The organism is Hydrogenovibrio kuenenii DSM 12350, assembly GCF_000526715.1.
Taxonomy (GTDB): Bacteria; Pseudomonadota; Gammaproteobacteria; order Thiomicrospirales; family Thiomicrospiraceae; genus Hydrogenovibrio; species Hydrogenovibrio kuenenii.
Window position 1 is genome coordinate 182,124 of record NZ_JAGP01000001.1, and the last position, 24,436, is coordinate 206,559.

At 43.4% G+C, this 24,436-nt stretch carries 22 protein-coding genes; 8 read left to right on the forward strand and 14 right to left on the reverse strand.

Annotated features, from left to right (window positions below; all coding sequences use genetic code 11):
- Positions 1–8: 8 nt before the first annotated feature.
- Positions 9–776, forward strand: coding sequence for a sulfite exporter TauE/SafE family protein (locus N745_RS0100735; protein ID WP_024850230.1), 768 nt, complete (start codon positions 9–11; stop codon positions 774–776).
- A 47-nt stretch (positions 777–823) separates the two neighbouring features.
- On the opposite strand, the gene N745_RS0100740 is transcribed toward N745_RS0100735, so the two are convergent.
- The gene (locus N745_RS0100740; protein WP_157833722.1) at positions 824–1,435 is read right to left on the reverse strand and encodes an outer membrane protein; all 612 of its coding nucleotides are present in this window, start codon (positions 1,433–1,435) and stop codon (positions 824–826) included.
- 202 nt (positions 1,436–1,637) lie between these two features.
- Positions 1,638–2,651, reverse strand: a complete 1,014-nt coding sequence (locus tag N745_RS0100745; RefSeq protein ID WP_157833723.1) for a DUF3616 domain-containing protein — start codon at positions 2,649–2,651, stop codon at positions 1,638–1,640.
- A gap of 129 nt (positions 2,652–2,780) precedes the next feature.
- On the opposite strand from N745_RS0100745, the gene N745_RS11515 reads away from it, so the two are divergent.
- Positions 2,781–3,431 (forward strand): MOSC domain-containing protein, encoded by a 651-nt coding sequence (locus N745_RS11515; RefSeq protein ID WP_024850233.1) that lies wholly within the window; start codon positions 2,781–2,783, stop codon positions 3,429–3,431.
- A gap of 8 nt (positions 3,432–3,439) precedes the next feature.
- On the opposite strand, the gene N745_RS0100755 is transcribed toward N745_RS11515, so the two are convergent.
- Positions 3,440–3,991 (reverse strand): HugZ family pyridoxamine 5'-phosphate oxidase, encoded by a 552-nt coding sequence (locus tag N745_RS0100755; protein WP_024850234.1) that lies wholly within the window; start codon positions 3,989–3,991, stop codon positions 3,440–3,442.
- Positions 3,992–4,284: 293 nt separating this feature from the next.
- On the opposite strand from N745_RS0100755, the gene N745_RS0100760 reads away from it, so the two are divergent.
- The 4 genes from N745_RS0100760 (at position 4,285) to N745_RS0100775 (ending at position 7,951) form a co-directional block, all read left to right on the forward strand.
- Complete coding sequence (locus N745_RS0100760; protein ID WP_024850235.1) at positions 4,285–5,223, forward strand: iron ABC transporter permease; 939 nt, start codon at positions 4,285–4,287, stop codon at positions 5,221–5,223.
- Between the two features lie 22 nt (positions 5,224–5,245).
- Positions 5,246–6,040, forward strand: coding sequence for a heme ABC transporter ATP-binding protein (locus tag N745_RS0100765; protein WP_024850236.1), 795 nt, complete (start codon positions 5,246–5,248; stop codon positions 6,038–6,040).
- A gap of 179 nt (positions 6,041–6,219) precedes the next feature.
- Entirely contained in the window at positions 6,220–7,029 is an 810-nt protein-coding gene (locus N745_RS0100770) for a tRNA 2-thiocytidine biosynthesis TtcA family protein (RefSeq protein WP_051453408.1), read from the forward strand.
- Positions 7,022–7,951 carry a lysophospholipid acyltransferase family protein gene (locus N745_RS0100775; RefSeq protein WP_051453356.1) on the forward strand — a complete coding sequence of 310 codons (930 nt, stop codon included), beginning with the start codon at positions 7,022–7,024 and terminating at the stop codon, positions 7,949–7,951. The genes N745_RS0100770 and N745_RS0100775 overlap by 8 nt, the downstream gene beginning before the upstream one ends.
- An 11-nt stretch (positions 7,952–7,962) precedes the next feature.
- Here N745_RS0100775 and N745_RS0100780 read toward each other — a convergent pair whose 3' ends face one another.
- The 10 genes from N745_RS0100780 to def all read right to left on the reverse strand — a co-directional run bounded on the left by N745_RS0100780 (position 7,963) and on the right by def (position 19,541).
- A complete protein-coding gene (locus N745_RS0100780) occupies positions 7,963–8,880 on the reverse strand; it encodes a DMT family transporter (RefSeq protein WP_038070537.1) in 918 nt (305 codons plus the stop codon).
- A gap of 95 nt (positions 8,881–8,975) precedes the next feature.
- Positions 8,976–9,584, reverse strand: coding sequence for a class I SAM-dependent methyltransferase (locus N745_RS0100785; RefSeq protein WP_024850240.1), 609 nt, complete (start codon positions 9,582–9,584; stop codon positions 8,976–8,978).
- 9 nt (positions 9,585–9,593) lie between these two features.
- Positions 9,594–11,045 (reverse strand): TrkH family potassium uptake protein, encoded by a 1,452-nt coding sequence (locus tag N745_RS0100790; RefSeq protein WP_024850241.1) that lies wholly within the window; start codon positions 11,043–11,045, stop codon positions 9,594–9,596.
- A gap of 19 nt (positions 11,046–11,064) precedes the next feature.
- Complete coding sequence (trkA, locus tag N745_RS0100795; RefSeq protein WP_024850242.1) at positions 11,065–12,462, reverse strand: Trk system potassium transporter TrkA; 1,398 nt, start codon at positions 12,460–12,462, stop codon at positions 11,065–11,067.
- 24 nt (positions 12,463–12,486) lie between these two features.
- Positions 12,487–13,845 carry a sigma-54-dependent transcriptional regulator gene (locus N745_RS0100800; RefSeq protein WP_024850243.1) on the reverse strand — a complete coding sequence of 453 codons (1,359 nt, stop codon included), beginning with the start codon at positions 13,843–13,845 and terminating at the stop codon, positions 12,487–12,489.
- Positions 13,846–13,875: 30 nt separating this feature from the next.
- Positions 13,876–16,053 carry a sensor histidine kinase gene (locus N745_RS0100805; RefSeq protein ID WP_024850244.1) on the reverse strand — a complete coding sequence of 726 codons (2,178 nt, stop codon included), beginning with the start codon at positions 16,051–16,053 and terminating at the stop codon, positions 13,876–13,878.
- 2 nt (positions 16,054–16,055) lie between these two features.
- Positions 16,056–16,688 (reverse strand): DUF4390 domain-containing protein, encoded by a 633-nt coding sequence (locus N745_RS11520; protein ID WP_024850245.1) that lies wholly within the window; start codon positions 16,686–16,688, stop codon positions 16,056–16,058.
- Between the two features lie 41 nt (positions 16,689–16,729).
- The gene (gene rsmB / locus N745_RS0100815; protein ID WP_024850246.1) at positions 16,730–18,049 is read right to left on the reverse strand and encodes a 16S rRNA (cytosine(967)-C(5))-methyltransferase RsmB; all 1,320 of its coding nucleotides are present in this window, start codon (positions 18,047–18,049) and stop codon (positions 16,730–16,732) included.
- Complete coding sequence (gene fmt / locus N745_RS0100820) at positions 18,046–19,023, reverse strand: methionyl-tRNA formyltransferase (RefSeq protein WP_024850247.1); 978 nt, start codon at positions 19,021–19,023, stop codon at positions 18,046–18,048. The genes rsmB and fmt overlap by 4 nt, the downstream gene beginning before the upstream one ends.
- Positions 19,020–19,541 (reverse strand): peptide deformylase, encoded by a 522-nt coding sequence (gene def / locus N745_RS0100825; protein ID WP_024850248.1) that lies wholly within the window; start codon positions 19,539–19,541, stop codon positions 19,020–19,022. Before def ends, fmt begins: the two co-directional genes overlap by 4 nt.
- A gap of 118 nt (positions 19,542–19,659) precedes the next feature.
- Here def and dprA point away from each other — a divergent pair, with 118 nt between their 5' ends.
- A complete protein-coding gene (gene dprA / locus N745_RS0100830; RefSeq protein WP_024850249.1) occupies positions 19,660–20,838 on the forward strand; it encodes a DNA-processing protein DprA in 1,179 nt (392 codons plus the stop codon).
- Positions 20,839–20,870: 32 nt separating this feature from the next.
- Here the strand turns inward: dprA and N745_RS0100835 are convergent, their stop codons facing one another.
- Positions 20,871–21,770: a response regulator gene (locus N745_RS0100835; RefSeq protein WP_024850250.1), complete on the reverse strand. Its 900-nt coding sequence runs from the start codon at positions 21,768–21,770 to the stop codon at positions 20,871–20,873.
- A gap of 200 nt (positions 21,771–21,970) precedes the next feature.
- Between N745_RS0100835 and topA the strand changes: the two genes are divergently transcribed.
- On the forward strand, positions 21,971–24,424 hold the full coding sequence (topA, locus tag N745_RS0100840; RefSeq protein ID WP_024850251.1) for a type I DNA topoisomerase: 2,454 nt from the start codon (positions 21,971–21,973) through the stop codon (positions 24,422–24,424).
- Positions 24,425–24,436: the final 12 nt, after the last annotated feature.

The window sequence follows — 24,436 nt, forward strand, 5'->3', positions numbered from 1 at the left end:
GATTAAAAATGACTTTGGCATGGATTGGCGCTTTGTTTATTGGGGTGAGTTTAGGGTTGCTAGGTTCTGGCGGCTCAATTTTGACTGTTCCAGTACTCGTTTATTTGGTAGGGCAAGAGCCAAAAGTTGCTATGGCCGGGTCTTTGTTGATTGTTGGTCTTATTAGCGTCTTTTCGGTAATGACCTATGCGCGTCACAGTTTAATTCAATGGCGTACGGTGATGTTGTTTGGTGTGCCTGGAATGCTTGGTGCATTTATCGGTGCTTGGGCAGGACATTTTGTATCGAGTGTTTTTCAGATGTTGGTGTTTTCGGTATTACTTTTGTCGGCATCTTATTTGATGTTCAAGCCTGTAAAGGTGGGAGATGCCGATAAGCCGCATGCTGAACGTGCGTTGTACAAAATTGCTTCCGATGGCTTATTGGTCGGTATGGTAACTGGGTTGGTTGGAGTAGGCGGCGGTTTTTTGATTATTCCTGCTCTGGTGTTGCTAGGTGGATTGCCGATGCGTCTAGCTGTGGGAACCAGTCTTGCTATTATTGCGATGAATTCTTTTGTCGGTTTTGCTGAGCATTTACGCGTGTTAGATGAGCGTAATTTGGCATTGGACTGGCGTGTACTGTTCGTTTTTGCTATTATTGGTATAGCGGGGAGCTGGGTTGGTAAGTATGTTAGCCAACGCGTTGATCAGGAAAAGTTAAAAAGAATTTTTGCGGTATTCCTGGTTTTAATTGGCGCATTTATTTTGTATAAAAACATTCCTGCGCTTTTCTAGTCCATTTTTGACTTAAATTGATGAAGGGCTCAATCAGGAGCGCTTCATTAAAAGCCAAAGTCGAATTTCAAATCAATAGAATCTTTTTTCTGAAAGCTATCAGTCGGTAAACTCAGCGTTTGTTCAAGCAATTGAGAGTTGGATTGATAACTGAAGCTTACGCCAAAGCTTTTCCAGTTTTGTCTTGAGTAGCGTACACCAAGGCCAAATTGGATTTGGGTTTTGTTAAACCGGTTGCTCTCAATATAGTTGGGATTGAAAGAAGTCGCAGGATTCTCGTCATACCCCAACCCTACCTTAGCAAAAGGACGAAAACGTTCGTTGGAAACATCAATTGCATGACCAAAGTTTGCAAAGGCCGAATAGGATTTTGGATTTAGTATGGTTTGTGATGGATCAATACGCGTTTTCAGCGCTTTCATATCCAACTCCAAGTCAAACCAGTTGTTGAGTTGATAGTTTGAAAATGTACTGATTTGTCCAGTGGTTTGCTGTTGGTAAAAGTAATTTGGTGAGTCGTTTTGCTTGTTTTTTTGCGCTTTGCTTTGCTCGGCAATCGAAAAATCTAGACGTGTCATATCGTCCGCTGCCCAGCTATAAGTAGTTGCAAGGCATCCTCCGAGAAAAGTTGCGGCGATTAACAGCGACAGTTTTTTCATACGTTTGTGCTGAGGAGCAACAAGGGGGAGGGACAACATTTTCAAAATACTTTTTAGTTTATGGATGTCCATTGTAGAAGTCTAAGGTGAGAATTCAATGAAATGTTGATCGCAAAAAATAAAAAATACAACCTGTTGCGAAATAGCAACAATTTTAAGGACTTAGGAAATGTTATTACTTACTATTTGTAAGGTTTTATGGCTAAAAAGGGTAGAAACGAATGGCTCCATTTTTTGCGCCATCTCTTGCAACCCAAGTCCCTTTACCCCAGCCTGGTAGATTTTGTATGGCAATGGCTTCAGGGTTCCCTCTATCGGTTGGTAAGATCAGCTTTTCATGTAATGGCGAAAAAGTGGTTTTGCCTGACCAATCATAAAGCACAAAACGCTTGGGTGTTTCATTGACGGCGCCAGCTAGGAGAACAAAAGAATTGTCAGTCGCTTGCATATCTCTGATGCCCAATCCTTGCAAGTTAACAAGTAAGAGTTTGCTTTTGCTTACTTTGAAGGCATTTCGATCTAACGTTAACTTTAATATAGGGGTTAAATTGCCTCTTAATACAGGGCCTCGAAAGCCGACATAAAGCTGAGTTTTACCTTTATGTGAGCGCACGGCCAAGCCTTCAATATCAATACCATTTTCTTTACTGGGGATTGCCAAGAACGGAGCGAGAATAGGTTGGTTATGAAGGTTGCCTAGCAGGCTGATTTTATCGATATGCGCCGCTTTAAGCTGTTTATTTAGCTCTATACGAAAAAGAACTCGACGATCCGGTTCATCAATAATCGGCGTGATACGGTTGAGGTTTTCTTTTGTCTTCAAAGAGGCTTTGAGTTTTTTGCGTTTTTTCGAATGTGACCCTATAGCGTAAAGATAAGGGCTTTGCCAGGCCAGTGCTTCCAGGTCAAACTCCTTGATTTTGGTATGCGTTTGATTAAGGTCTATTACGCCGTTGGGCGTTGCTAGATAGCCATCTTTTGATTTAGGAAGAATTTGGATTTTTGTCCCTTCATCGGTGGCGAGAGCCAAAAAACGGTCGGTTTTTACCATGCCACTGATATTGTCAGGATCAATGGATAGTGAGCCAATAATAGAAAGCTGGGGTGTTTGGCTTGATGCCAATGTGGATTGAGACAGAGTGCTGAGCAATAACAGGCTGACGATTAACCAAGCGTTAGATTGGCGAGATAGAAACTTAGTAAAAAAATTAGCCATAGCAAAGTGTTCCAAAAGTTTCATCAACCACTTGTCGTTTTTGTATGATAAGAATCATAACAGAGAAGCTGAATTCGTCATCGAAAATCTGCCGATCCTATTTGCATGATTAAGGAAGTAAGTTGCACTATGAAAATATTATCACTCAATATTGGGCAAAAGCGTCCTTATCCTTGGCGCAATGGAACAGAATCCGCCATTTTGAAGAGTCCAGTAGAAGGTCAAGTTGAAATCACACCAACAGGATTGGTGGGCGATGAACAAGCTGACTTTGGCGCGCATGGTGGTGAAGATAAAGCGGTGCTGTGCATTCCTCAAAGCAATTATGCATTGTTTGAAATTCATCAGGGGTTTGGGTTTCTGGGTGAAAACCTAACTTTATCTGATGTGGATGAAACCCAAATTCAACTCGGCGATCAAATGAAAATAGGCGAAGTCGTTTTGGAAGTAACGCAGCCGCGTTCACCTTGTTGGAAGCTGAATGAGATTACGCAAGACCCGCAGTTTTTAAAGCGCTATGCAGAGAGTGGTCGGGTTGGTTTTTATTGTCGTGTACTGAATACGGGTAAGTTAGAAATTAATGACTCGGTCTCTTTGCGCCATCCTGAACCGGCAGCGGATCATCCAGCGATTTCTATTCAATCATTATTTTTGGCAAAACATCGTGTACAAACGCGCAATGCGCAAACCGGTGATATGGATTTGTTGGCACTTGCCGTTCAGCATCCAGCACTTTCAGATGCCTGGCACAGAGAATTGACTAAATTATTAGATCAATAATTTTTTGGCTAAATATTTTCGTCTAGCGTGCCTTCGCCATGCCCTTGACCCTCTTTGTTTCCTTTTCGGTGTGTTACTGTATCTAAGTCAGGTCCTTCTAAGGTATAGGCTTGGGCAAAGCCTCGCACAAAGTTAATTGAATTTGGTTGTAACTCAAATAAGTGGAAATCACTTAAGGTTTGTAGGAAATCAATCATTTCTCCCAATCTATCGGACATTTTGGGCAATACAGTATTCCAAGTTTCTGAATCTCTGGCGATAATTTTTCCGCTCGCTTTCACGGTTGCGCGCTTGCGAGCGAATAGATTTTCAGCACTTTGTTCATCTTCAATAAACAGCAGGCTAACAGCGGGGTTTTTATAAAGGTTTTGCGTGTGGTTTGCTAGCTCAGAAATCAAAATATAGTAACAGTGATTGTGCACCAGAACAGGAGCATAACTGGCTTCAGGCATGTTTTCGCTTGATAGCGTTGCTAAAACAGCGGAGCGGTGTTCGCTTATAAATGCCATGCAATCCTGATAAACGGATGCAAGTGGCTTTTTCTCTTGTTCTTGCGCCACCTTAGTTCTCCTTAGAAAGTTATGTGAATCATCATTTTAGGTAAATGCCAGTGATATTTCATCATGCAAACCATGACAAATTCTTGAAGCACATGATTTATCTGGTGGGTATTTATTTGAGTGCCTGGAATGAGCTCGGTTACAATGCATTTAATTCTAAAATTTCATTTGTATACTAATTTGAACCTATGACAACGTCAACGCAAGGTTTGCGAGCCTTTCCCAAAACTCTATTGCTTGTATTATCGGCGACTTTATTGGCTGTCTGCCTCCTGTCATTAATAACCGGATCAATGCAGTTATCAGCTTTACAGGTTTGGTCGAATATCTGGTCGACAAGTGATCAAACCGCGCATTTAGTGATAATGGATATTCGGTTTCCCAGAGTTTTGTTGGGTGTGATGGTTGGTGCGGCACTGGGGATTTCAGGTGCCGTCATGCAAGGGTTGTTTCGCAATCCGCTTGCCGATCCAGCTCTGGTCGGGGTTTCAAGTGGTGCAGCCCTGGCAGCGGTAACCGTGATCGTGCTAGGAGGCACTTGGCTACAATCCTGGACGGGTTGGTTGCACTCGTTAGCGATTCCAGTGGCAGCATTTCTCGGTGGAATATTGGTGACCATTATTATTTTCCGCTTTTCGACACGTAATGGCCGAACTGATGTTGGTTTGATGTTGTTGAGCGGTATCGCCATTAATGCCATTGCGGGTGCGGCAACAGGCTTACTGACTTATGTTGCCAGTGATGAAGCGCTTCGTTCGTTAACCTTTTGGAGCATGGGCTCGCTCGCGAGCGCTACTTGGCAGGACGTTGTGATTGTGACAGTACCAACCTTGTTGGCGTTGGTGATATTGCCGTTTTTTGCCCGTTCGCTGAACAGTTTTTTGATGGGGGAGTCGGTTTCTTATCAAAGCGGTTTTAACGTTAAGCAGCTTAAACGAGTGACCATTGGTTTGACGGCGTTGGCTGTGGGAGCTGCAGTTTCCGTGAGTGGCTTGATTGGTTTCGTAGGTTTGGTTGCACCGCATTTGGTTCGATTGGTTTTGGGGCCAGATCATCGCTGGGTGATTCCCGGTAGTGCTTTGATGGGCGGTATGCTGGTATTGTTATCCGATATTCTGGCAAGAACCCTGTTATCACCGGCAGAACTACCGATTGGCATTTTAATGTCAGCCATTGGCGGTCCGTTTTTCCTTTGGTTGTTGGTAAAAAACCGTTCTCGTATTGGGTTATGAAACGGATGGATAAGGTAAGCAAATGTTAAAGGCTATCGATTTAAAACTGACTCTGGAGTCGAAGACTATTTTGAATTCGGTCTCTATTGAGTTGCAGCCGAGACAATTGATTGCCGTTTTGGGGCCGAATGGTGCTGGAAAATCAACCTTGTTGAAATGTTTATCTGGTGAGTTGTCTCCTCATAGTGGAGAAGTGTTGATGGATTCAGATCCATTGCATGTGCTTTCTACTGAAACCTTGGCTTTGCGTCGTGCCGTAATGCCGCAGTCTGTACAGTTGGATTTTCCGTTTACGGTGACAGAAGTGGTGGAAATGGGGCAGCGTTATGCCTTGTCCAGTATTGAGTTACAACAAATGGTCGAACAATCACTCAGTATGTTTGATGTACAGCATTTGAAAACGCGTAATTATTTGACGCTGTCAGGCGGCGAACAGCAACGCGTGCAGTTGGCTAGAGTGGTCGGACAACTTTTGTCAGCTATGCAGTTTCAAAAGACGGTGCCAGGTTATTTGTTACTGGATGAATGTACGTCTAGTTTGGATTTGTCTCATCAACATTTGGTCTTTAAGGTCGCTCGCCAATTGGCAGATCATCATGGTATGGGCGTGTTAATGGTTTTACATGATTTGAACTTGGCATCGCAATATGCTGATCAACTGGTGTTGATGAAACAGGGGCAGGTTCATTATCAAGGCTCTCCATTAGAAGTTTTAAACGAAGAAATTGTGGAAGCTATTTATGATTTTTCAGTTCGTGTACTTCCACCAACGGAAGGTGTTAGCGACTGGCCGTTGGTTTTACCTATGAAGGACTAAAATCTACCAGGCTGGGGTAGAGGTAAAGATACCCAGCCTGGCAGATTTTACAAACCGTTTGCGGTAAAATATGCGGATTAAATGAAATGAAGCCTGTTATGTCAGAATCCTTGTCTGTTGAATCCTCCGTTGAAAAATTGTCAGAAGTGGCTGCCGAAGCAATTTCGGACGCTGACGCAATGGATTCAAGCACATCTAAACTATCCAAAAAAGAACGTACCAAAGACTGGATTGTGCCACCTAAGTCAATCCTAAAGCTGGTTGGTCGTGCGATTGCACAATACAAGATGATTCAGGAAGGCGATCACGTCTTACTGGGTTTATCTGGCGGTAAAGATTCCTTGGCGTTATTGGCGGTATTAAAGCATTTGCAACGTCATTCTCCGGTGAAGTTTGAGTTGGCGGCCTGTACCATTGATCCCGAAATTCCTGGTTTTGATCCTTCGCCACTAAAAGCTTGGGTAGCCGAGAAAATGGGTATCCCGTATTTTTACGAGGCAGAAGATTTGGTTGCACTGGCAGATGCGCACATGAAGGGCAATTCGTTTTGTAGTTTCTGTGCGCGTCAAAAGCGCGGTAAGCTTTATACCGTGTGCCGTCGAGAAGGTTATAACGTATTGGCATTGGCGCAACACTTGGATGATTTGGCGGAAAGCTTCATTATGTCTGCATTCAATGCGGGCGAGCTGCGTACGATGAAAGCGCACTATCTGAATAATGAAAAAGACATTCGTATCATTCGCCCTTTTGTGCGCGTTAGAGAAAATCAAACGCGAGAATTTGCCAAATCTGCAAATCTGCCGGTGATTCCCGATAATTGCCCGGCATGTTACGCCAAGCCACAGGAACGTCAGCGCATGAAAGAACTGTTGCTGGACGAAGAAAAGCATAACAAACACCTCTATGCGAACCTCTGGACGGCAATGCAGCCATTAATAGCGGATGACAATCATGCTGGTGAAGCGGATTTGAGGAAAACAGATGGCTAAGTACGCGAAGATGGATTGGCAAGGTCGCGTTTTTATTGGCCTGTTAAAATTCTTTTCCTGGTTTTCGTTGCCAATAAATCACCGCTTAGGTGCTGGTATCGGTTATTTGCTTTGGTGGTTGCCCGAGTCTGTTAGCGGCGCAAAAAGAGTTACTCGAATTAACCTGCAAACAGCCTATCCTCAATTAGCACCGGGTGACATTCAATCTTTGGTGAAACAACATTTGATTCAACTGGGCAAGACGGCGACTGAGTTAGGTCCATTGTGGTTGTGGGAAAAAGGCAAAGTCTTATCGTTGATAAAACAGGTTAGTGGTCAGAATGTTTTGGATAAAGCTTTTGCTCAAAAAAGAGGCGTTATTGTTATTTGCCCGCACCTTGGGAGCTGGGAAATTATTGGCCTTTATTTATCTAATCGGTATGAAACCACCAATTTGTATGAGCCACCGAACATAGTATCTCTTGAAGGTTTTATTGTTGATGTGCGCGGTCGTACAGGAGCCAAGTTGGCACCGACGGATCGTAGTGGTGTGATGAAATTGATTAGAGCACTTAAAAAAAATGAAGTTACTGGTATTTTACCGGATCAAGATCCAGGTGAAGTCGGTGGGGTTTATGCACCTTTTTATGGACACCCCGCTAGAACCATGACTTTAGTCTCTAAACTCACAGCAAAAACAGGTTGTGAGTTGGTCTATATGTCAGCAGAACGCTTGCCAAATGGTGAAGGTTTTCATATTCATATTTTGCCTGCGGATAAGCAAGCAATAGCTGCGCAAGATGATTTGACGGCAGCGACTGCGTTGAATGCTGGTATTGAACATCTAATCGAAATAGTTTCAACGACGCAATATCACTGGAACTACAAACGTTATCGTCACCCACCTGAAGGTGTTAAAGACATCTATAAACGCGAACCATAAAGCTAAAGCCATCAAGTTTTTGATTTGGTTTTTTTGAAAGTTAGTAATGTCACACCAAGCGTCACCAAAATCATACCGATAGCATGATAGACCGTAAAGGGCTCGTGCAGAATCCAGATAGCAAGGAAGATAGTCATAATTGGGCCGAGTGTGCCGATGATACCGGTTTGTGCTGGGCCAATGCGACGGATAGCTTCCGCAATCATAAAGCTTGGAATGACCGTGCTGAAAACCGCTAAGAGAAACAGCCACAACCAAGCCTCTTCAGTAGTCGTCAATGCGGAAAAATCGAAGAAGGTAAAGTAGTACGCCAGTACAAATAAGCTGGAAGCTGTCATTGCCAAGCTGGTAAACCACAAGCTGCCGATAGCGGTAATGACTTGTTTTCCGAACAGCACGTAAATAGAAAAACTCAGTGCCGCTAAGAATACAAATAGCGTTCCCCAAATCGTTTCATTTCCAAAAACATCCAATTCTTCAATAAACACCACCCAAAGTCCGGTGTAGGTAATGATTAACGAGAAAATTACTTTGCGCGTCAGGGGCGTTTTAAAAAATATGGCACCGAGAATGGCTGTGATGATTGGGTAGGTGAATAGTGTCAACCGTTCCAATTGAGCAGTGATGTATTCAAGACCTTTTAAGTCTAGCCAAGACGATAGGAAATATCCCATGAATCCAAGGACTAGAATGCTGACAAAGCGATTTTTGAGCTCATTTCTGTGTATTGGTTTATAGCGTATTAGCCAAATAATGATGCCCAGATAAATAGGTAAAGAAATTGCCATGCGCAGCATCAGTACGCTATCGGTGTTGAGCCCTTGTGCATAAGCGAGCTTGATAAAGATGGACTTTAAAGAAAATAAAGCAGTACCGAAAATGGCGAGTAAAAAACCGACCAACAGTTGCGGTGATTGCAGTTGCATCATGAAGCTTCCAAACGACGGTAAACGTAAGATAAGAGTGAAATGCCAGTTTATGCTATCCCCAGCCTGGCAGATTTTTCTACGTTAAGGCTTAAAGATTAATTCAACGGCTTTTGCCCAATATACCATGCCTGACGTGTTGTTTTGGAGTTTTTGTCATCATGGTTGGGAGCTGCTGTGTTGGCTAGCGTGGGCAATAAACCTTCGCCATAAACTTCGGTCACAAGTGACGGAAACGCTTTGCCGAGTTCGGAAGATTTAAGATAAAAGTTTGGGTTGCTGGGTGCATTGTCTTGAATCGGACCCAAATAGGTTTGGTAAAAAAGTTTACCGCACGGTTTGAGGGCTTGTTCAATTTGAGGAAACAATTGTCGATTTAAATAAAAGCTGACGGTAATTACATCAAACTGTTGGTAAGGCAACAGCATTTGATCCAAATCGCATAGAGTTGGTTTAATGGGTAGACGATTAACTGCTGCCCAGTTATTCAATTCGGTCAAAGCTATATCTGAAATATCCCAAGCTTCAACGCTTAGACCACATTGCGCCATAAAGCGTGCATTACCACCAAGGCCGCAAGCTAGGTCAAGCGCCTTTCCTTTTAGAGGAAGCTGTTCTGGGTGCTGGCGTAATACCCAAGCCGGTATGACAGGTTGCTTTGGATCATGGTTTAGGTATTTTTGATCCCATTTTTCTGCGGTATTCATAAGTGTGGTTTATTTTCTCCAGAATGCAGCAGTAAAGAGCACGAGCAGAGTGAATATTTCCAAACGACCTAGCAACATCGCAAAGGTTAATACCCATTTCATAGGAGATGTAAGGGTTTGGTAGTTGGTTGAAACATCACCCAAGCCTGGACCAAGGTTGTTGATGGTGGCAGCAACGGCCGAAAATGCGGTGACTTGATCCATCCCAAGCATCATCAGAAGAACCATCAGGCCGATGAATGAAACCACGTAAAGTGAAAAGAATCCCCAAACGGCACTAATAACTCTATCTGGCACCGCTTTCCCATTGAGTTTAACTGGCATAATGGCGTTTGGATGCAATAGACGTTTTATTTCTCGGCTACCTTGTTTGGCTAGCAAAATAAAACGGATGACTTTCATGCCCCCTGCGGTTGAACCAGCAGAGCCACCGATAAAACTCATGAAAATAAACATGACAGGTAAAAATGCCGGCCAGATGGCGAATTCGGCATTGGTAAAACCGGTCGTTGTGGCAATAGAAATGGTTTGGAAAGCTGCATAACGTAACGATTCTGTCCAATCGGAGTAGAAACCTTTGTAGTGCAAGTAAAGGGTGCTGATTGCGATACCAATAAGCAAGATGCCGGTATAGACTTTAAACTCTGGATCACTCAAATAAGGTCGATTCGACATGTTTCGGAAAGCTGTAAAGTGTAGGGCAAAGTTAATCCCAGCTAGGTACATGAAAACCATTGCTACAATTTCGATATCGACATTATTGTAATAGCCAATACTTAGATCATGTGTAGAGAAACCGCCGATGGCTACGGTCGAAAAGCTATGTGCAAAAGCATCAAACCAGTTCATGCCTGCCACCCAATAAGCAAAGGCACAAGCGAGCGTTAGCCCTAAGTAGATTAGCCAGAGCGCTTTTGCGGTTTCGGAAATACGCGGCGCTAATTTGGAGTCTTTAACCGGGCCAGGTGCTTCGGCACGATATAGCTGCATCCCCCCAATACCAAGCATTGGAAGAATGGCAACGGCCAAAACGATAATCCCCATACCACCGAGCCATTGGAGTTGTTGGCGATACCAGAGAATAGCGTGAGGAAGTGTATCTAGCGAGGTCAGTACGGTTGCCCCAGTGGTTGTTAAAGCTGAGAAAGACTCAAAAATGGCATCCGTTGGCGGCATAAAAGTATTGGATGCAAAATACATTGGAATCGCCCCAGCGAAACCCAGTGCCGTCCAGAAGATAACCACAATTAAAAAGCCGTCACGAATTTTTAGCTCATGGTGATTATTACGTGTTGGATACCACATAATCACGCCTAATAAGAAAAGGCCAATCATAGATTTGATAAAGTCATCTAGACCACCATCTTGATAGACTAAGGCAATCAGAATAGGCGGTATCAGCGTTAAGCTGAACACCATTAAAAGTAAGCCAACAATTCTTAGAATGAGTTTAGTGTGCATTATTTTCGGACTTATATGTTTAGAACCAGCTGGTTCTTTCTTTTGGCGAGAAGATTTCTGCAACTTCTTTCGCGCGAGAACGGTCGGTCAGAAACAGGACTACATGGTCTTCTGCCTCAATAACAATGTCTCGATGAGCCATCATGACCTGATCTTCTCGAATGACACATCCAATGGTGATGTCCATTGGCCAGTCAATTTCTCCAATGGGCTTACCAATGATTTTTGAAGTGTTTTCGCTTCCATGCACGATGACTTCCATTGCTTCGGCAGCACCGCGTCTTAGTGTAAATGCTTTGACGGTATCACCTTGACGCATATAGTGTAGTAAATGACTGGTGGTAATTTGATCTGCTGAGATGGCGACATCAATACTGTTTAGGTGAATTAAATCAATATAGGATTGATTGTTTACAAGCGCGATAACACGCTTAACACCGAGTTTTTTCGCCAGCATGCCGGAGATAATATTTGCTTCATCCGAATTGGTGACAGCAAGGAAAAGGTCAATTTCATCAATATTTTCTTCAATAAGAAGGGATTTGTCGGCGACGTCACCATGAATAATGATGGTTTCATCCAGCGTTTCGGCAATGGTTCTGGCGCGCTCTATATTGTGGTCCACAATTTTGACTTGATGCTGTCTTTCAAGCTCTTTTGCAAGGTTGTAGCCGATATTTCCACCACCTGCGATCATAATGTTACGCGATGGACGTAGTTTGTAACGACGCAATTCTTCTACAATGGCTGGAATGGCGCTAGGCACAGCCATAAAGAAGACTTCGTCATCTTCACGTATTTTCGCACTTCCAACGGGCATCACAACTTCACCTTTTCGGTAGATGGCAACAATGCGTGTCTCGATACCTGATGGAAGGTGGTTTTTGATGTCTCGAATTTCTTTATCGACCAGTAAGCTTCCCGAACGGACTCGAATGGCGACGATTCGTACTTTTGAGTCGGCGAAATCTACAACCTGTAAAGAACCAGGGTAGGCGATTAACTGAAGGATGTAATCTTTTACCAGGCTTTCTGGGCTGATGAGCATGTTAATTGGAATGGCATCGGTGTTTTGATTACGGTCGAATAATTCTGGGTGATTTAAAAAGCTTGGACTACGAACGCGAGCGATTTTTGTCGGTGTTTTGTGCATGACATGTGCCAACTGGCAGGCAACGATATTGGTGTCATCGTTTTGCGTGGTGGCAATTAGCATATCGGCATCTTCGATACTTGCCTGTATCAGCACGTCTGGATCCGATGCATGACCACTAATTGTTCGTATATCAAGGCGATCTTGAAGCTGTTGCAGACGACTTTGGTCTAGGTCAACGACGGTAACATCGTTGTTTTCGTCAGAGAGGAGTTCGGCTAGTGACGTACCGACTTGCCCGGCGCCTAAGATAATGATATTCATAATTATTACAATTCGTTCATGTATTTATTTCGGGTTTTTCGGATCGATATTGAGCATTTTCAACTTGCGATACAAGTTGGTGCGCTCCACGCCTGAGAGTTTTGCGGTTTCAGTAACATTACCGCTGGTTTCTCTCAGCATTTGACTCAAATAAGCGGCTTCAAATCGTTCTTTCGCCTGTTTTAAATTCATAGAAGTATCCACTGTCGCCAAGGATGAGCTACTTTCTTGCCTATTACTTTCCAGCAGTTTTTTTACTTCGGTATCCGTGACTTCGCCATCACCTAAAATTAATAGGCGTTGGATGCAGTTTTTCAGTTCTTTAAAATTGCCTGGCCAACTATATTGGCGCAAAACGTTTTTTGCAGACAAGTCGAATTCTCGATAGTTTAAGCCTTCCGTCGACAAAAAGAAATCGACAAAGTAATCAATCAGTTCAGGAATATCTTCCGTATGTTGTCTGAGCGAAGGCACATAGACTGGCATTACATTTAAGCGATGCATCAAGTCTTCTCTGATGATTCCTGATTTAATCAATTCAGTAGGGTCAACTTCGGACAGTGCAATAACTCGGACATTGAGCTGAATTTTTCTATCAGATCCTAAGCGAGTATAGCTATTGTGGAAAATAAGTTGCGCCAAGCAATCTTGCCCTCTATCGCTCAAGGCTTCTAGGTTGGAGATAATTAAAGTACCGCCATCGGCACGGTCGAACTCACCTCTGAATATTTGGCCGTTTGTTTCTTCTCCAATCAAGAGACGTTCTTGATCATCAAAGTCTGTACCGTTGATTTCGACTATTTTATGATCTTTGCGGTCGCTTAGTTTGTGAACGGCTTCCGCTAGTCGGTGCTTTCCTGTACCTGATTCGCCCACAACTAATATTGGCATGGTGTATTTTGCCAGGCGCTTAATGGTACTTCTCAGTTCGTTAATCACTTTACTTTTGCCAACAGGCAAAATTTGATCAGGGATTTTTTGTTTAAGGTGTCGGTTTTCCTGATGGAGTTGGATGTGCTCCATCGCTCGTTCAGCGGTAATGAGTAGCTTGGCAAGAGATAAAGGCTTTTCAAGGAAATCGTAAGCGCCAAGTTTAGTGGCTTCAATCGCAGTTTCGATTGTACCGTGGCCTGACATCATAACAACGCAGCTGTTTTCCAGAACTTGCTCGTCGATCATTTGTTTGAGCAATGTAATGCCGTCAATATCTGACATCCAAATGTCGAGAAAAATCAAATCCGCTGATTGTTCCCGCCAAGCTTTTTGCGCTTGTTGACCGTTGGCGGCGGTGGTTACTTGATAGCCTTCTTCTGTGAAAATTTCTTCCATCAGATTACGAATATCTTTTTCGTCGTCAATAATCAGAATTTTGCCGGGTTTCATGTGTTCTCGTTTACCTGATTTTACCTAGGCTTAAAGGTTCGGGTTTAAGGGCAAGGTAATGATAAATTTGGTTCCCTGTTCTACATCTGATTTTACCTGAATTTTTCCCAGATGTTCATCAACAATTTTTTTCACAATGGCTAACCCTAACCCGGTTCCTTTCGGCTTGTTGGTGGCGTAGGGTTCAAAAATCCAGTTGCGGGTTTTTTCCGCAATACCTGGACCATTGTCACTGACACTGATTTCTACCTGTGTTTCTTGACAATGTGTGGTGACCAGAATTAGAGGTTGTTCAGTTTGTTCGGTTGCTTCTATGCCATTTTTAATCAGGTTGTGTAGTAGTTGGCGTAGTTTGGCAGCATCCGCTTGGATAATACCGCAATGTGAATCTATATCATAACGAACCTGCCAATTGGCTTTGGGGTCTTGGTACATACTGGTGATGTCTTTAATGAGGTCGTTAAGGTCAAATCGGCTTAGTTCCAGATCTGGGGTATCTGCGTATTCGGTAAAGGCTTGTACCATGTTTTGCATTGCATCAACCTGCTCAATGATGGTATCGGTCATGCGATTAAGGAGCTTTTGATCGCCATCATCGAGTTTGTCTGTAAGTTTGTAATTGAGACGCTCGGCAGAGAGTTGAATCGGGGTTAGCGGATTTTTGATTTCGTGAGCAAGGCGTTTGGCGACATCGCTCCAGGCTGCATGGAGTTGAGCTTGAACCAGCTCGGTAATGTCTTCGATAACAATAACGTAACCACCCAGTTTTTGATCCAAACTGGGAAGGGTTGAACCATGTATTTGCAGGATTTTTTCACCTTCTTTGCAGTTAAAAGAGAGTTGTTCACTCCATGGCTTATCGGACTTGTCGAAAATCGGGAAAACTTCGTCAAAAAAATAATTTAAATGTTGGTTGCCGTCAAACGCCAGTACTTCTTTTAATGGTTTGCCCAGATGTTTAAACAGGTCGGCATTCAAAATCTGATTAGTGGCATCGTTTATGGTTTTTAACCGCATATTCTTATCAAGCGTCAAGACACCACTTTTTAGGTTTTTGATAATCGCTTGTAAATAGAGTTTTTGTACTTCGGTTTGTTGATGACCGAATTTGATTTCATTTCGTGCTCGGGCGATCTGCTGAATCATATCGTTAAAAGATTGAATCAATTGGCCCATTTCATCATTTTGTTCAATGGGCATGGCAATGGAGTAATCGCCTTCGGCAACGGCCTTCGTTCCTTTTGCTAGAGTTTGTAGCGGGCGCACCATGTTTTCAAATACCTGAATGATAAAGAGTATGGCACTTACCATGGTGAGGAATAAAAGGAGTGTTAGTACAACGGTAAAACTGGTTTTAAGCGGTGTTTTGAGATAAGAACGCTCTTTGTATTGGCTGGCAGAGAGTCTAACGGTGTCAGCCAAACTACTGAGCTGATCGGGAATTGGGTAAACTGCTTGCAGTGCGTATTTTTTATTGGTGAAAATGTCATACACTGGCACCATAATGCGAATGATTTGGTAGCTGTGATTGACGCTCGCTAGGGTTTCAATGGCAGCATAGGTTCGATCATTACGAATTTGTTGGAAAATGCCTGCAGATGGTGTTTTAGGAAGATCGGTGTCGTTGGTTTGGCTGCTGTAAGCAACCAATTCGCCGTTTAAAGTATAAAGTGCCGCTTCACGAATATTAAACTGTTTGCGTAACTTATTGATAGTGAGCACCGGGGTAACCGACAAAGCATTTTGATAGAGGTCCGCAGCTTGTAAAGTGGCTTTAAGATGGTTGCGTGTTTGATCATCCAATGTAATTTTGACCAGCTTGACTGCATTGGTTAGAGCGGTGTCGGTTTTAACATCAAACCATTGGTCAATGCCCTTGTTAACAAAGGTAATGGAGAAAAAATAAGTAATCAGCAGTGGAACACCAATAATTAAACTGACCAAAAAGGTTAATCGAGCAGTGATTTTGGTACCAGGTATTTGGCGTCGATAGTTGCGTTTTAGACGTTTTAACGTCTTGATCAGCATGGCAAAGAGAACAGCGATCCCAACAAAACTGGCGAATAATAGCGAGGTGTAAACCTGTGCAAATTGCGATGCGCTTTGTAGAATTTGACTCATTACAATCAATGAGATGAGCAGCAAGCTGCTGATAACCGCTAGCCAGCCGTACTGCTTAATAAGTAAAGAACCTTTGCGATTTGCCATGATTAGTACCAACTGCTCGGAGATTCAATCGTAACGTCATGCCAACCACTAGACAAGTGCCAATCGTTAGAGGTCAAGGTTTCGATCAAAAGTGGAGAAGGCAAATCCCAGGAGTCGAACTTTAAACGTAGTTTTAACGTATATCTCGTATTTGGGTGTAGTTCAGCAAGGTTTGTTACCGTAAAACTGTCTAGCGTGCCTAGCGTGTTAAGCGCTTCCTTTAGGTTGTCAAAAGATTGGGTTTGCTTGTTTCTTAAGTTGGTAATGAAATAGAGGTGGTTGTAAGTGAAATAATAAAGCTTTGTTTTGTACAGAATGTGTACTCGGTTGCGCGTTAGGTTGATGCCGAGAAAATTAAAGCGTTCATCTAGTTCTATTTCAGTTTCAAATGTTAGCGGAATTTCATGTTGTAATGCGTCCTGCATACGCTGTGACAGGGCGATTTTTATTTGAGCATCGGCTTTGAGTTGTTGCTCTTCATGGAAATCATTAAGCTGAGTGATACGAATTTGTCCGGCAGGTATTTGTTCGCCGTCTTCTGTTTGAGATTGGGCATAGAGGGTAAAGGGTAGGCTAAACAGGATCATAAAGAAAAGAGAACGGACTTTGGGGGTAAGTGTGTGGCGATGCGTCATCTTTCCTCCCTTATCCTTTTATTGTTCATTTGTTTAGAGTGTTATTCTGCTTTTTCTAGTAGGCAGTAATAAAAGCCATCCATACCGGCTTCACCAGGAAGGATTTGTTTCCCCGGTAAGTCTTGCTTTAATCCCCAATTGCGTTCAATAGGAATTTCTTTGGCATCCGGTGTTGCGGCTAAAAATGCCTGTGTTTGTAAGCCGTTTTCTTGCGGTAGCACCGAGCAGGTCGCATAAAGCAATTTACCACCAGGTTTCAGTGTTGACCAAAGGGTTTTTAAAATAGCCCCTTGGATTTCTACCAGTTCTTCTACATCTTCCAGTGTTCGGTGCCATTTTATATCAGGATGGCGGCGGATAATACCGGTTGCCGAACAAGGAGCATCCAACAAAATTCTATCGAAAAGCTGACCATCCCACCAGTCTGATGGTTGAGAAGCATCGCCTACTTCAACTTCGGCGTCAAGCTCCAAGCGGTGCAGGTTTTCCGATAAGCGTTCAATGCGTTCCGGTTCTTTTTCCAGTGCGAGTAGCTTTAATTGATTATTCGCTTGTTCCAGCAAGTGTGTGGTTTTACCGCCAGGTGCGGCACAGGCGTCTAAAATGTGTTCGCCTGGTTGAGGGTCAAGTAAATAAGCAGCTTGTTGCGCGGCAATGTCTTGAACACTGAATCCACCGTCTTCATAGCTAGGCAGTTGTGTGATATCAAGAGTTTGTTCTAAAACAAGAGCAGCCGGCGAAAAGTCATGTTCATGACTGGCAATTGATAAAGCATCCAACTCAGCTTTAAAAGCCTCTCGGGTCTGATAAAGCTTGTTTACACGCAGGCTTAAAGGTGCAGGTTGATTATTGGCTTCTAGAATTGCTTGCCAATCATCAGGGTAGGCTTTACGCATGGTTTTGGTAAACCATTGCGGGTGACTGTATTTAAATGCAGGTTTGAGATCAACTTCGGCTTGAATACTCTCAGCATCACGAAGAAAGCTGCGTAAGACACCATTTACGAGGGCTTTTGACCAAGGTTTTTTCAACTTAGCGGTTAAGGTAACTGTTTCCGAAACCGCAGCGTGAGGCGGCGTATCAAGATACAGAATTTGGTACAACCCTAATAGAATCAGTTGATTGACGTCTTCGTCTTTTGCTTTGAGCGGTTTTTTTAATAAGTGCGCCCGAATCGCTGCTAAGCGTTCTTGCCAGCGCAAAGTGCCTAGCACTAAGTTTTGCGTAAAAGCACGCTCACGACGGTCGGAAAATTGTGACAATCCTTCCCCAAGGGTTTGGCTTAAAGAGCGCCCGTGTTCGATTACGTTTAGACACATTTTTAGCGCAACGTAGCGGCTGTTCGGTTGGTTACCGTTCATTCGGCAGTTGCTCCGAAGACTTCACCGACTAGGTTTCGTGCTTGAGCAAAGTCATAAGCATTCATGGCTTTTTTGCCGGAAGCTTGCAGTTGTGTGATGCGCAATACGCCTTCGCCTGTTGCGATATCAACGCCTTGTTTTTCAACTTGAAGCACTTGTCCTGGCTGAACGTCAGTACCCCAGTCTGGCAGATTTTGTGCATCTTGCGTAGAAATGGCTTGTGATTGCCAAACACGCAAGGGTTTGCCTTGGTATTGGGTAAAAGCAACTGGCCAAGGGTTAAACGCTTGAACCTTGCGTTGAATCAGGCTGGCGGGCAGTTGCCAGTCGATTTCCGCTTCGGCTTTATTGAGCTTTTCTGCATAGGTGACCAAGCTTTCATCTTGTTTGACCGGTTTTAAGTGGCCGTTTTGAATGTCAGGCAGGGTTTGCATTAAAGCATCACACCCCAGTTCACTCAAACGGTCATGAAGTGTTTGTGCAGTGTCGTCAGCAGTAATCGGTGTTTTTAAAATGGTGAGCATATCGCCAGTATCAAGGCCAACATCCATTTGCATAATGGTGACACCGCTTTCAGCATCGCCACTTTCAATAGCACGTTGAATCGGTGCTGCTCCGCGCCACCTTGGTAGAAGGGAGGCATGAATATTTAAGCAACCAAAACGAGGCATCTCCAAAACAGCTTTTGGCAAGATTAGACCGTAAGCAACCACAATCATCACGTCTGCATTCAAGGCTGCTAATTCGGATTGAACGTCTTCCGGTTTTAAGCTTAGTGGTTGGTAAACAGGTAAATCAAAGTCTATGGCTGCTTGTTTAACAGGGCTAGCAGTCAGTTTTTGGCCTCGCCCTGCTGGGCGGTCTGGTTGGGTATAGACAGCGATGACTTCGTGTTCTGAAGCCATTAAGCGTTTAAGCGGAGCAACCGAAAAATCTGGTGTGCCAGCAAAAACAATGCGTAAAGGGGATGTCATTCAGCGTTTCTCTCACTTGCTCTTTCGGCAAGTTCTTTTTTGTATTTTTGTAAGGCACGTGTGCGCTTAAGGCCAGAAAGATGGTCGATAAACAGCTTGCCATTTAAGTGGTCGATTTCATGCTGAATACAAACGGCAAGTAAGTCTTTGGCTTCAACTTCAATGATTTTGCCGTCACGATCCATACCTTGAACCAAAATTTCTGAAGGACGGTCCACTTTGCCATAAACGCCTGGAATCGACAGACAACCTTCTTCCCAGGTGATTTTACCTGCGGATTGAAGAATTTCAGGGTTCATAAGCGCAAGAGGTTCGTCTTGGTTTTCTGATACATCGACGACAATTAATCGCTGTTGCACGGCTATTTGCGGTGCAGCCAGACCAATGCCGGGTGCGTCATACATGGTGTAAAACATTTCATCGATGAGCTTATCGAGGTCATCATTCATTTCCGCGACTGGCGCACAGACTTCGCGAAGACCTTCATCTGGGTAAAGTACAATATCGAGCGGTGACATAATTGATATACTGAGTTAAGTTTTTATTGAAGATTTTTAATTGAAACTTATTATAGCCTATTCGTTATTCTGGCGTTATTTTGATAGGAATTGATTTCCGGGATTTGACTTCTTTTTCATGACTAGCTCTGCAGTAAACACTCCAAACACTAAGGCTGATGCCGCAAGACGAGATTTTTTAAAACTCCATTTTGCAAAAGTGAAAGCAATCAAACTTGATGCGATTGAGGCTCGTTTTGGTTCGATTTCTCAAGCCATGTCAGCATCTCAAGCAGATTGGCAAGCCGCTGATTTGTTAACTCCAAGACAGTTTGAACGTTTATTTGACTCGAAAATAGACGAGCTGGTTCAGCAAGCAGAAGATTGGGCGCAAGAAGAAAATCATCATATTTTGTGTCTTGGTGATGAGCGTTATCCTTCGATGTTAGCGGAAATTTCTGACCCACCTATTTTGCTTTATGCGATGGGGCAGGTGAATTTGCTCAAAGATCCTCAAATCGGTATTGTCGGTAGTCGTAATGCCACTAAGTACGGCATTGGTATTACCAAGGATTTTGCACAGTATTTTATAAAAGTGGGCATGACGGTCACCAGTGGTTTGGCAAGTGGTATTGACCAAGCAGCACATGAAGGTGCGCTGACCGCTTATGAAGCGGCATCGGATAAGACGCAAGGTACTACCATCGCTGTTGTGGCAACAGGTTTGGACAGGGTTTATCCAGCTTCTAATCGAGAATTAGCACATAAAATCTGCCAGGCTGGGGTAATCGTGTCTGAATACCCGCTGGGTACGAAACCTTTGGCGCATCAGTTCCCTGAAAGGAATCGTATTATTTCCGGGCTGAGTGTGGGGGTGTTGGTGGTTGAAGCGGCGCTTAAAAGTGGTTCGTTGATTACGGCTCGGCTAGCGATGGAGCAGGGGCGAGAAGTGTTTGCCGTGCCGGGGTCAATTAACAGTCCGCACTCGAAAGGCTGTCATCAATTGATTCGACAGGGTGCGAAGCTTGCTGAGTCGGGTCAGGATGTGTTGGAAGATCTGTCCAGTTTGATTCAGTTGTCTTTATTGGATAACGTTTTGCCCGATACGTCTCAAGTGGACGTACGAGATAATAAAGCTACTGAGCGGGAAAAAGAGAAAAGCTTGTTACAGTGGATCGAGTACGAACCGGTTAGTCTGGATGAGTTGGCGGTACTCAGTAAGTGGCCTGTTTCGGATATTCAAAGTCAGTTGTTGATTTTGGAAGTGACGGGAGAAATAGAGGCCATGTCAGCAGGGCGTTGGCGTAGATTGAAATAACGCAAGTGTTGGATAAATCTTTAGGTGGCAAGCTATTGGGTTTTAGAGGTAATGCAAGTGGCTGTATTACCATTGTTGCTATAGTTTAATTCGTCAAAACTTAGCTTGTTTGCCATCATAATGCCACGCCCGTGGTTATCCATAGCGCGGTCTAAAGAGAAATCCATATACTCCTCGAATTTAAAGCCTTTGCCCATATCTTGAATGGTTACTGCCAGTTTTTCGTCGTCCCGGCTGAGCTCAACAGTAACAAATTTATCTTTGTATTCATTTGAAGCAAGGCGCCGTTTTATTTCATTTTGCAGTTCGCCAGTGGCGACAAGCTCGGTTTTTTCGTCATAAGTAATACCGAGATTGCCATGCTCTATGGCATTGATCATGAGTTCAAGGTACCCCATTGCAATCGTTTCAGGATCAGAGGTCATTAATGCCAAAAATTGCGCTAAATTTTTTGCTTCTTGAAGGTTCTTAAAAGTAAATTGGCCGCTTTTTAATAAGGGCGAAGGTTTGGCGTTTTCAGTTAAAGATCGCGAGGCTTCAAGATAGTTTTCATAATCTTGTAACGCAGCAGTAATTAGAGATAGTAAGGTTTCTTTGGTGACTGGTTTGAGTAGGTAATAAAAAGCACCCAGTTCAATCCCTTTTTTAATGTCTTCTTCACCGGAAACCGCGGTTTGTAGAATGACTGGAATATGTTTACGGTCTGGGTCATCTTTAAGGGTTCTTAAAAGTTCAAGCCCCGTCATTTCAGGCATATTTATATCTGAAATCACACATTGGAAATAGTCAGGTGTTTGTTCTTTTAATATTTGGCAAGCTTCTTTGCCATTTCGCGCAATCGTCAAACGGAAAGGTTCGTTCTTCAGAAAGATTTCAAGTAGTTTGAGGCTGGTTGGTTCGTCTTCGACGATGAGAAGATTTTTGAGTTTCATGAAGCATTCATTTCTTAAATCATTCGTATTGTTTCATTATACATTCTAAAAATGCTGGGAATAAATTGATAAAAAAATCAAATAATTAAACGGAATGATATTAGAATACGCTAATTTTTAAGGTAATACATTTAATAGATTGCATTTCAACTTTTTTTTTTGCACTCTAATAAAAAGACATTATTTGAGATACGATATTTATGACAAATCTTGTGATTGTGGAATCACCAGCCAAAGCAAAAACCATTGAAAAATATTTGGGTAAAGGGTTTACCGTTCGCTCAAGCTATGGCCATATTCGCGATATTCAGAAAAAAGGCATGGGGATTGATATTCCTAATGGCTTTGCGCCGCAGTACGAGGTTTCGCCTGATAAAAAGAAAACAGTTACCGAACTGAAAAAACTTGCCAAGGGCGCAGAAACGGTTTGGCTGGCAACGGATGAGGACCGCGAAGGGGAAGCCATTGCATGGCACCTAGCGGAAGCCTTGAATCTGAATGTTGCTGAAACCAAGCGTATCGTATTTCATGAGATTACCAAGTCAGCTATTCAAAAAGCCATTGCCGAGCCTCGCACAGTAGATATGGACTTAGTTGAAGCCCAACAAGCAAGGCGTATTCTTGATCGTATCGTAGGTTTTGAACTTTCACCGATTTTATGGAAAAAGATCCGTACAGGACTTTCTGCCGGACGTGTACAGTCTGTTGCCGTTCGTTTGATTGTAGAGCGTGAAAGAGAAGTTGATGCGTTCCAATCCGAATTTGTTTTCCGTCTGCAAGGCACTTTAGCGTTATTAGACGAACAGAAAAAGTCAGTGGGTGAAGTTGAAGTTAAGCGTAATGCCGCTTTTGATACTGAAGCAGAAGCAGAAACTTTTTTAAAGACGCTATCGCAAGGGCAATTGACGGTTGCCAATCTAGAAGAAAAACCAGCGAAGAAATCTCCGAAACCACCATTCACCACCTCTACTTTGCAGCAAGAAGCAGCTGCAAAGCTTGGTTTTTCTGTTAAGCAAACCATGTCGGTTGCTCAGCGATTGTATGAGTCTGGAAAAATCACCTATATGCGTACGGATTCTTTGAACTTGTCCGAAGAAGCGATTGCAAGTGCTCGCCAAGTGGTTTCCGCTCAATATGGTGAAGCTTTTTCTCAATCCCGACGTTTTAAAACAAAAAATGCTGATGCGCAAGAAGCGCATGAAGCCATTCGTCCGACGGATTTTTCAGTGTCTGAAGTCTCAGGTGAAAGAAATGAACAGCGTTTATATCAGTTGATTTGGCGTCGTGCGATTGCATCGCAAATGTCAGATGCGCGTTTGAAACGTACGACAGTTGATATTGCTATTTCTAATTTGCCAGATGAAAAATTGGTGGCGAAAGGTGAAGTGGTTGAGTTTGAAGGTTTCCTAAAAGTTTATCACTCCGATGGTGACAAAGAAGCAGGTATTTTACCGCCAATGCAAATCGGTCAATCACTTGACCTAGGCTCACTAATTGTTCGCCAGAGCTTTTCACGTGCGCCAGCTCGTTATAACGAAGCAAGCTTGGTTAGAACGTTAGAAGAAATGGGTATTGGGCGACCATCTACCTATGCACCAACCATTGATACCATTCAAGCACGTGGTTATGTGGTGAAAGAAGATCGTGAGGGTCAGCCGAGAGAATATCGTCAGTTGTCTTTGACGGCTTCAGGTCTAGAAGCAGAAACGTTAACCGAAATGGCTGGTAGCGAAAAGAACAAACTTTTCCCAACCGATATTGCGGGTATTGTTAACGACTTTTTGGTGAAGCATTTTGGTGAGGTGTTAGATTACAAATTCACTGCGAATGTTGAAGATGAATTCGATGTCATCGCGCAAGGCAAAGAGTCTTGGCAGCAGATGTTGCAGAATTTCTATCAACAGTTCCATCCTAAAGTAGAAGCTGCAGAAGATGTCTCCAGAGAAGAAGCTGGGCAATCACGTTTGTTGGGTAATGATCCGGCAAGTGGACAACCTATGTTCGTCAAAATTGGACGTTTTGGACCTTATGTTCAGCTGGGTGATGGCGAGAATGATGAAAAACCGCGTTTTGCCAGTTTGGTTGCAGGGCAAAAAATGGACACGATTAAAATTGAAGAGGCGTTGGAGCTGTTCAAGTTGCCGCGTGTCGTTGGTGAAGCGACCGAAAGTTTTAGTGCAAGTGCCATTGATGGAACGGTTTTCTCAGTAGAAAAAGGTCAAGAAATTATTGCCAAACAAGGGCCTTTCGGACCTTATCTGGAATATGGCCCTAAGAAATATGCACCAATCAAAGGGTTTGACCCACTGTCGATTTCCTTAGAAGATTCTATGGCTTTGGTTGAGGCGAAGATAGTTGCCGAAGCCGAAAAGATTGTTCGTGTATTCAAGGGGACAGATGTAGTTATCTTGAAAGGTCGTTGGGGGCCTTATATTACGGATGTTACCACTAAGAAAAACGCCAAAATTGCGAAAACCGAAGATCCACATACTTTGACTTTGGAAGAGTGTCAGAAGCGTTTGGACGAAGCACCTGCACCGAAGAAACGTGGTCGAGCGGCGGCAAAAAAGGCACCTGCAAAGAAAGCGCCAGCCAAAAAAACAACCGCAAAGAAAACAACGGCTAAAAAAGCGGCACCAAAGAAAAAGTCTTAGTTTTAGGTTGGT

Excerpts from the sequence above, each read along its gene's own strand:
- N745_RS0100765 (WP_024850236.1), top strand. The coding sequence starts at position 5,246 with ATGTTAAAGGCTATCGATTTAAAACTGACTCTGGAGTCGAAGACTATT.
- trkA (WP_024850242.1), bottom strand. The coding sequence starts at position 12,462 with ATGAATATCATTATCTTAGGCGCCGGGCAAGTCGGTACGTCACTAGCC.
- def (WP_024850248.1), bottom strand. The coding sequence starts at position 19,541 with ATGTCACCGCTCGATATTGTACTTTACCCAGATGAAGGTCTTCGCGAA.
- N745_RS0100735 (WP_024850230.1), top strand. The coding sequence starts at position 9 with ATGACTTTGGCATGGATTGGCGCTTTGTTTATTGGGGTGAGTTTAGGG.
- dprA (WP_024850249.1), top strand. The coding sequence starts at position 19,660 with ATGACTAGCTCTGCAGTAAACACTCCAAACACTAAGGCTGATGCCGCA.
- N745_RS11520 (WP_024850245.1), bottom strand. The coding sequence starts at position 16,688 with ATGACGCATCGCCACACACTTACCCCCAAAGTCCGTTCTCTTTTCTTT.
- N745_RS0100760 (WP_024850235.1), top strand. The coding sequence starts at position 4,285 with ATGCAGTTATCAGCTTTACAGGTTTGGTCGAATATCTGGTCGACAAGT.
- N745_RS0100785 (WP_024850240.1), bottom strand. The coding sequence starts at position 9,584 with ATGAATACCGCAGAAAAATGGGATCAAAAATACCTAAACCATGATCCA.
- N745_RS0100775 (WP_051453356.1), top strand. The coding sequence starts at position 7,022 with ATGGCTAAGTACGCGAAGATGGATTGGCAAGGTCGCGTTTTTATTGGC.
- N745_RS0100835 (WP_024850250.1), bottom strand. The coding sequence starts at position 21,770 with ATGAAACTCAAAAATCTTCTCATCGTCGAAGACGAACCAACCAGCCTC.
- N745_RS0100780 (WP_038070537.1), bottom strand. The coding sequence starts at position 8,880 with ATGATGCAACTGCAATCACCGCAACTGTTGGTCGGTTTTTTACTCGCC.
- topA (WP_024850251.1), top strand. The coding sequence starts at position 21,971 with ATGACAAATCTTGTGATTGTGGAATCACCAGCCAAAGCAAAAACCATT.
- N745_RS0100790 (WP_024850241.1), bottom strand. The coding sequence starts at position 11,045 with ATGCACACTAAACTCATTCTAAGAATTGTTGGCTTACTTTTAATGGTG.
- fmt (WP_024850247.1), bottom strand. The coding sequence starts at position 19,023 with ATGACATCCCCTTTACGCATTGTTTTTGCTGGCACACCAGATTTTTCG.
- rsmB (WP_024850246.1), bottom strand. The coding sequence starts at position 18,049 with ATGAACGGTAACCAACCGAACAGCCGCTACGTTGCGCTAAAAATGTGT.
- N745_RS0100805 (WP_024850244.1), bottom strand. The coding sequence starts at position 16,053 with ATGGCAAATCGCAAAGGTTCTTTACTTATTAAGCAGTACGGCTGGCTA.
- N745_RS0100740 (WP_157833722.1), bottom strand. The coding sequence starts at position 1,435 with ATGAAAAAACTGTCGCTGTTAATCGCCGCAACTTTTCTCGGAGGATGC.
- N745_RS0100800 (WP_024850243.1), bottom strand. The coding sequence starts at position 13,845 with ATGAAACCCGGCAAAATTCTGATTATTGACGACGAAAAAGATATTCGT.
- N745_RS11515 (WP_024850233.1), top strand. The coding sequence starts at position 2,781 with ATGAAAATATTATCACTCAATATTGGGCAAAAGCGTCCTTATCCTTGG.
- N745_RS0100745 (WP_157833723.1), bottom strand. The coding sequence starts at position 2,651 with ATGGCTAATTTTTTTACTAAGTTTCTATCTCGCCAATCTAACGCTTGG.
- N745_RS0100770 (WP_051453408.1), top strand. The coding sequence starts at position 6,220 with ATGGATTCAAGCACATCTAAACTATCCAAAAAAGAACGTACCAAAGAC.